We start from the raw sequence: 6,817 nt of genomic DNA, 5'->3' as shown, positions 1-6,817 counted from the left end.
TGTATTAGTTTTGAAATAATAAAGATCTTTTCCTTACTTAATCTATCACAAATAGGAATTATAAATTTCGAATCATCTTTAATAGTTACTTGCTGTATAGGTAGTATTAATTCTGAATCCTCTTCAATTATTACTTGCTCTATAGGTAGTATTAATTCTGAATCCTCTTCAATGATTACTTGCTCTATAGATAGTATTAATTCTGAATCCTCTTCAATGATTACTTGCTTTATAGGTAGTATTAATTCTGAATCCTCTTCAATGATTACTTGCTCTATAGGTAGTATTAATTCTGAATTCATTTTATCTTTCGCATTTTTTTTTACATTTAAATTATCCAATTTTTTATTTTTATGTTTAACATTTGATGAGTTTTTCTTGGATTTTTTATTAACATTTATAATACAATTTGGTTGTTGTAACATATTCAAAATAATAAGCAACTTAACCATTCCCAATTTGTCACTGTTATTGTCTGGTTTCATTGAAGAATGCTCCTTTATTATAAGAATTTGGTATATGAAATAAAATGGACTAGACTAGCATACTGATTAGTTATTTTATTTCAGATGCCTTATGTATTTAAATATCATCAAATATATTATATCGATGATATTTAAATAACCGTTTTTCTAAAGAATAATTTTTTTTAGAAAAACGGTTATTTTCAAGTGTCTATAGGGTCTCTTTACTCGTCGTCATCATCGCAATGGTGAACAACCGGAATCTTTACCTGCTGTAATTGTAATACTTTGACTCTAATATATACAACCATTTTTTCCACTACTTTATTATAAAGTTGTACTTTTGAATTAGTTTTATGGTATAAAGGATCTGTATTAATATCATCTTCAAAAATCCTTATTCCTTCTAATTCACAGTATGGGCTTTCAGTAAAAGTTATATTATCTTCAAGATATTGTTCACATCCTGATTTTCCAATAATAGTGCCCGTACAGTCATTACATCCACAACTACTTAATAAATCTATTTCTTTTTGGACTCCGCGAACATTAACTACTGGTGGCACTGTATATACAACTTCTGTTACAGCTGTAAATGGGACATCTATTGTTGTATGAGCGATTCTACCACTTACAATTTCTTTTTCTACACAGTCAGCAGTAGCGTATTCTATATTTTTTCTTACAAATCCACCTATAAATAATTTTCCTGATACTAGAGTTCCATCTGCAGCAATTACGCCCGATCTAGGTAGCAATTTGCATTGAGTTAAATATACATTTTTCTTTATTCTTTTAATTTCAAAGAATGGCTCGTTTAATTTAAACACAGCTTCAACATCTATTTGAATCTCTCTTTCACCTAGTACTACAGGAATTTTAGCTACTAGAGGGCCTCTAATACCAACTGGTGTAATAGTAGTTCCACTACTTAAAGGTAATGTTTGTGAACTAATAATTTTACCACAATTATCGCAAGGGTATACAATTTGATTTTTTTCCAAAGGTAATTCCTCCTTTTATTGAGGTCTTATGACCTTCTACATACTATGTAGAAAATACAATAAGCGTTACTTAAATATCATTAAATATATAATATATCGCCTATATATAAATAACCGTGCATATAAAGAATAATATCTTCCTTAGATGCACGGCTATACCTAAATCTTTATATATTTACTTTTCGTAATCGGAATACTGAGTTGTAGTGCAATCGGGTTTAACTGGATGAGTAAATGGAATATTTACCTGTTGCACTTGTAATACTTTAATCTTAACATATAAAACCATTTTTTCTATTATTTTATTGTAAAGTTGTACTTTTGAATCTGGATGACATTTTATAGGATCTGAATTTATATCATCTTCAACAATTCTTACTCCTACTAACTCACAGTATGGGGTTTCAGTAAAAGATATACTATCTTCAAAATATTGTTCACATCCTGATTTCCCCATAATAGTTCCCGTACAGTCATTACACCCACAACTACTTAATAAATCTATTTCAGTTTGAACTCCACGAACACTAACTACTGGTGGCACTGAATATTGAAGTTCTGTAACAGCTGTAAATGGTACATCAATTGTTGTGTGTGCTATTCTACCACTTACAACTTTATCCCCTATACAGTCAGCCGTTGCATATTCTATATTTTTTCTTACAAATCCACTTATAAATAGTTTTCCGGATATGAGAGTGCCATCTGCAGCAACTACTCCCGATCTAGGTAGTAATTTGCATTGAGTTAAATATACATTTTTCTTTATTCTTTTAATTTCATAAAATGGTTCGTTCAAATTAAACTCAGCCTCAATATCTATTTGAATCTCTGTTTCGCCGATTACTACAGGAATTTTAGCGACTAGAGGTCCACTAATACCACTTGGTATAATTGTAACTCCACTACTTAAAGGTAATGTTTTGGAACTAATAATTTCACCACAATTATCACAAGGGTGCGTAGTTTGATTCTTTTCCATAAGTAAATCCTCCTTTTTTCAGGTCTTAAGACCTTTTACATAATATGTTATAAACAAAGCAATCGTTACTATATATTTACTTATTGTAATACTTTGATTACGAAATTTAATCAAGAACATGTTAGTATCATTTTTAATTAAGTTACGTATTATATATTAAATAAATATATGGAGCGTGATGTTATGTCTAATATTAAAATAAATTATCATCCTGAAGAGTGGTGTGAAGATAAAAATGATTGTGAAGACCAGTGTGGTTATGAAATAAAACATGATGATAAACCTACTGACAAAGATAATTGCATTTGTGAAAAGAAACCTGATAATAAACCTACTAATAAAGATAATTGCATTTGTGAAAAGAAACCTGATAATAAACCTACTAATAAAGATAATTGCATTTGTGAAAAAAAACGTGATGATAAAAAGAAATTATCTGAGTTAGATGAAAACCCTTGTAATATCCAGTCCCCCTATACTTATTCAAATTGGTCATGTTCATAAAGTTAAATCCAAAACTGACTTTTTTGATTAATTATATTGTTTTGTTAGAAATTTTAGTCTACGGATACCTGTTATCGATGGAAATCACACCTGTATATCAAGGAAAAAAAATAAAAGTACAGAGTTTATTACAACTCTGTACTTTTATTTTTTAGAATCTAGTCCATTTTATTAAATTAATTCTAATAACATATAACTGGAGTATTAGCATCAATATTGTTGTATATCGTTTTTGCTAAACTAGGTGGACAATTTATACAACCATGAGAACCATTTGTCAAATATACACTTCCGCCAAATGAAGATCTGGAAGCTAGATCATGTATTCCAATTCCACCATTAAATGGCATAAAAACATCAACAGGCGTACTGTATCCCTCTCCCTTTAACGTAGCATTTTTTTCTTTATATTTTAGTTTATAAACACCGGTAGGGGTTTGATGATGATTGCTAACACCACCAGTAACAACATCTCCTTGTACAACAAGCGAACCATTCTTATAAAACCATAAATGCTGTTTTGTCAAATTAATTTCAACATAAGTACTGCCGATATCATTAATATCATGAGATGCAGCAGTTTGTGTGTAATGTGGCTCTTTTTTTATAGTTTGTCCACCTTTTATAGCTACAATTAGATCATTTACCTCTTTTTCACGGTCAACCAACCATCCATAATCGCCTCCATTTACCTTTACCGTTGTCTTGAGAGACGTAGCGAAATTTCTTTGCTTGCCATATGTATTATAATTATTATCAATTTTATTTACATAATCGTTCATTTTATCTTTATCAAATGTGATTTCGAGGTTTTCGTCAACTCCAAGGAAGTTGTGTATTATAGAGCCTTTTAAAACTTCTTCACCTCCAGCAAAGGTATACGTAACCTTTGAAGTTATATACTTATTAAGTAAAATTTTAGTGTTTTTAACTTTTTGAGATGTTGACGTATATTTGGGATTGATGTAATAATTTTTCGCTTCCAAATCTACAGTTGTTTCTCCCTTAACAATTGCACTTACTAGATTTGCATACAACTGCTTGCTATCTACTTTATTTCCTTTAACTTCCTTTTCAATAACATAACCCTTATCCGAATATTTAAAGCTAACATTTTTAGGCTCAATTATTTTCTTGCTATCAGAAACTGCAAGCTTATCAAAACGTTCTTTTAATAATTTATCGTCATATGTAACTATGCCATTCATTTCAGAAGTTTTTGGACTAAAAAACGAAAAAATCCACGTAAATGAATTCTGACTTTCTTTTAAAGCTTGAATTTTATCCTTTACATTATATTTTAAGCCAATTTCATTAGCCTTAATCTGTTCTTTCACACCATTTCGTTCTTTCAAATCCAATGTATATGTTTTGGATTTCGTTAACATTTCTGTATAAACTTCCTCTACGGTTTTACAAGAAGCATTAATGCCATTAATTGCAAAGCCATAATAAAAATGATTGCTAAAATACATTGATATACCCAAATATATAACGATTAAAATAGGTACAGTTACTATACTTGCTTTAATAGTTTTTTTATGTTTTTTCTGTATTATTGTTTGTGTTACCATGAGGCACCTCCTTTAATAAGAATTTTATTTTATATATACAATTCTAGTCTATTAAAATTGAAAATAAATTCAGCAAATATTTATTACTGTATTAATTACAAAATGAATGTATGACTTTTGCCTTCATTAAGCAAGTAATATCTAAATTATGACCATTGAATTATAATAAGTATTTCATTATATTATAATTCTTTTCCACTTATATGTATACAATTATGACATGAAAGGTAAAAATATGTACACGAACAGTATTTTTATAAAATGTTTGTCATTTTGTATACATTTTTTACCTTATGTTGATTTAATTTCAAAATCCAACATGATCTTTCATAAAATCTTCGTTCATATATCCAACCGTATACGAACTGCCCGCTACATCCCCTGCTATTGTTACTTTACATTTAGCAACAGCTTTTTTCTTTTGGAATATATTTTGTATTTTTTCCATCGACTGTACGGACTCCTTTTGTATTATAATAGTTTCTCTTGCAAGTTTTCTATATCTCATAACAATAAACTTATCGCTACAATACAGTCCATTATCAATAAATCTTGTATAGTGTAATATCACTAATATAGGCAGTAATAAAAATATATAGTACCCATAAGGTGCAAAATATGCTACTAAAGACATTACTATAAACTCAGGTACTAATCTAAATAAAAGAAATCCCTTTAAAGCTTTTCTAGGAGACTTCTCTAGTTCATAACTTATATTCATTTCAGGTAAAATATCCACAAAAAACTTATCAAGCACTGTTCTTTTAGCAATAGGGCAAATCATCGTACTCTCACCCTTATCCTTTCCATAACCTATGGTTTCAACATTTAATGAAAAGTACCCTAATGACTTTTTAATAACTCCCTCAACTATTATTAAACTTTGAATTCGTTTCACCGGAATAGTTACTTCCTTTTTATTAAATAATCCATATGATAATTTAATATTATCGTCTTCACGTATAACTGTAAATTTATAATACTTTATTATAGTTAAACCAATAGATATAACCCAGGAAATAAACAAAATAATAAAAATTAATATTACTACATATTTTATTATATTAACACCGTTAACCCCATTCATTACATTATCAGTATATCCTTGAGCTTTTTTCTTAAATTCCTTTGGCACTATATCATCTATCTTTGAATAAAAAGCAGAAATTATAAAAAATCCTGCTAAAATACGTGTAGAAAATGTCGCCATAACAAATAAATCTTTTAAAGAAGAAGTGAGCTTTTTTATGTTTTTTTCTTCTACAATTTCATCTTGATTTTCATTTTCTTTAACCTTAAATATAATACTTTTAATTCTTAGTGCTTCCTGCTTAGATAAGAAAATAGATATTTCAGACTTTTTATCTCCCCCCGCAGTATCTATCTCAAGCCTGCAGACATTAAAAACGCGCTGAATTAATGATGATGATATATCTGCAGTATGTACTTGTGAAAAAGGAACAGTTCTCTCATGAATTTCAAAAACACCGTATTTCATGTACATGCCATCATCCTGGACGTTATATACATTTCTCTTCCATTTAAATATAGCTAAAGCGCTAACTATAACAAAAAAAGCAATTATCACTATAGCTTCTGTATAATCTCCGCCATACTTTTTAGGGATTTTAGAACCTATGGATATTAAAAATATAACAAGTGGAACTATACTATTTTTTATAAATTGAAAAAGCTCAGAAAATATTATAAATTTATGTTGGTGTTTTAATTCTCTCATATACTTCTCTCCTGAACAGTTTTTGTAATACTTAACTGAAGTTCATTTCCTATCTCACTTTCTAAATATGGAATTTTATAAGCTCCCCCAGCAGTATGTACAGTTAAATTTATTAGCTTATATTTTTTTAATATTATTCCTTGATCTGTATCTACGTACTGAACTCTACTCATTGGAATAATTACATTTATTTCAGTAACCACTCCATATTTCAAGATAATCTTTTCTTCGTCCATATCATAACTAAATTTTTTATACTTATATTTTGGCATAAATAATGAATTTATTAATATTATAATTGCTATTACATACACACTAAATATTAATATATATTTCCATATTGAATCAACCCCTAAAAATATACTTAAAGCCACTGCAATTATTAAAAATACACTAAAGATAAGTAATCCATCAATCGTCCACATTTTTTTTGAAAACGGTGAAATTTTTTTCATAATACCCCCCATAAAATCACTTACTTATTCATCCTCTAGTATCTATTGTACCCTATTTAGTTGTATAGTGGCAATATAAACCAAAAGACTAAGACA

At 28.7% G+C, this 6,817-nt stretch carries 7 protein-coding genes; 1 reads left to right on the top strand and 6 read right to left on the bottom strand.

Going from position 1 to position 6,817, the window contains the following annotated elements:
- The 3 genes from KPL54_RS18430 to KPL54_RS18420 all read right to left on the bottom strand — a co-directional run.
- Nucleotides 1–485: hypothetical protein (locus KPL54_RS18430; RefSeq protein WP_216107948.1), on the bottom strand; the 485-nt coding region annotated here is incomplete at its 3' end.
- Nucleotides 486–688: 203 nt separating this feature from the next.
- Complete coding sequence (locus KPL54_RS18425; protein ID WP_216107947.1) at nt 689–1,468, bottom strand: CsxC family protein; 780 nt, start codon at nt 1,466–1,468, stop codon at nt 689–691.
- Between the two features lie 175 nt (nt 1,469–1,643).
- Nucleotides 1,644–2,450: a CsxC family protein gene (locus KPL54_RS18420; RefSeq protein WP_216107946.1), complete on the bottom strand. Its 807-nt coding sequence runs from the start codon at nt 2,448–2,450 to the stop codon at nt 1,644–1,646.
- A gap of 183 nt (nt 2,451–2,633) precedes the next feature.
- On the opposite strand from KPL54_RS18420, the gene KPL54_RS18415 reads away from it, so the two are divergent.
- Nucleotides 2,634–2,954 carry a hypothetical protein gene (locus tag KPL54_RS18415; RefSeq protein WP_216107945.1) on the top strand — a complete coding sequence of 107 codons (321 nt, stop codon included), beginning with the start codon at nt 2,634–2,636 and terminating at the stop codon, nt 2,952–2,954.
- Between the two features lie 182 nt (nt 2,955–3,136).
- On the opposite strand, the gene KPL54_RS18410 is transcribed toward KPL54_RS18415, so the two are convergent.
- The 3 genes from KPL54_RS18410 to KPL54_RS18400 all read right to left on the bottom strand — a co-directional run bounded on the left by KPL54_RS18410 (nt 3,137) and on the right by KPL54_RS18400 (nt 6,721).
- Nucleotides 3,137–4,528 (bottom strand): L,D-transpeptidase family protein, encoded by a 1,392-nt coding sequence (locus KPL54_RS18410; RefSeq protein WP_216107944.1) that lies wholly within the window; start codon nt 4,526–4,528, stop codon nt 3,137–3,139.
- 307 nt (nt 4,529–4,835) lie between these two features.
- Nucleotides 4,836–6,266 carry a PH domain-containing protein gene (locus tag KPL54_RS18405; protein ID WP_216107943.1) on the bottom strand — a complete coding sequence of 477 codons (1,431 nt, stop codon included), beginning with the start codon at nt 6,264–6,266 and terminating at the stop codon, nt 4,836–4,838.
- Nucleotides 6,263–6,721, bottom strand: coding sequence for a PH domain-containing protein (locus KPL54_RS18400; protein ID WP_216107942.1), 459 nt, complete (start codon nt 6,719–6,721; stop codon nt 6,263–6,265). The genes KPL54_RS18405 and KPL54_RS18400 overlap by 4 nt, the downstream gene beginning before the upstream one ends.
- Nucleotides 6,722–6,817 lie beyond the last annotated feature (96 nt).

The sequence above is a fragment of the Clostridium estertheticum genome, assembly GCF_018861295.1.
Taxonomy (GTDB): domain Bacteria; phylum Bacillota; class Clostridia; order Clostridiales; family Clostridiaceae; genus Clostridium_AD; species Clostridium_AD estertheticum_D.
This window is presented reverse-complemented; position numbering and strand designations above follow the sequence as displayed.

Coding starts and splice junctions, on each gene's coding strand:
- KPL54_RS18420 (WP_216107946.1), bottom strand. CDS start 2,450: ATGGAAAAGAATCAAACTACGCACCCTTGTGATAATTGTGGTGAAATT.
- KPL54_RS18415 (WP_216107945.1), top strand. CDS start 2,634: ATGTCTAATATTAAAATAAATTATCATCCTGAAGAGTGGTGTGAAGAT.
- KPL54_RS18410 (WP_216107944.1), bottom strand. CDS start 4,528: ATGGTAACACAAACAATAATACAGAAAAAACATAAAAAAACTATTAAA.
- KPL54_RS18405 (WP_216107943.1), bottom strand. CDS start 6,266: ATGAGAGAATTAAAACACCAACATAAATTTATAATATTTTCTGAGCTT.
- KPL54_RS18400 (WP_216107942.1), bottom strand. CDS start 6,721: ATGAAAAAAATTTCACCGTTTTCAAAAAAAATGTGGACGATTGATGGA.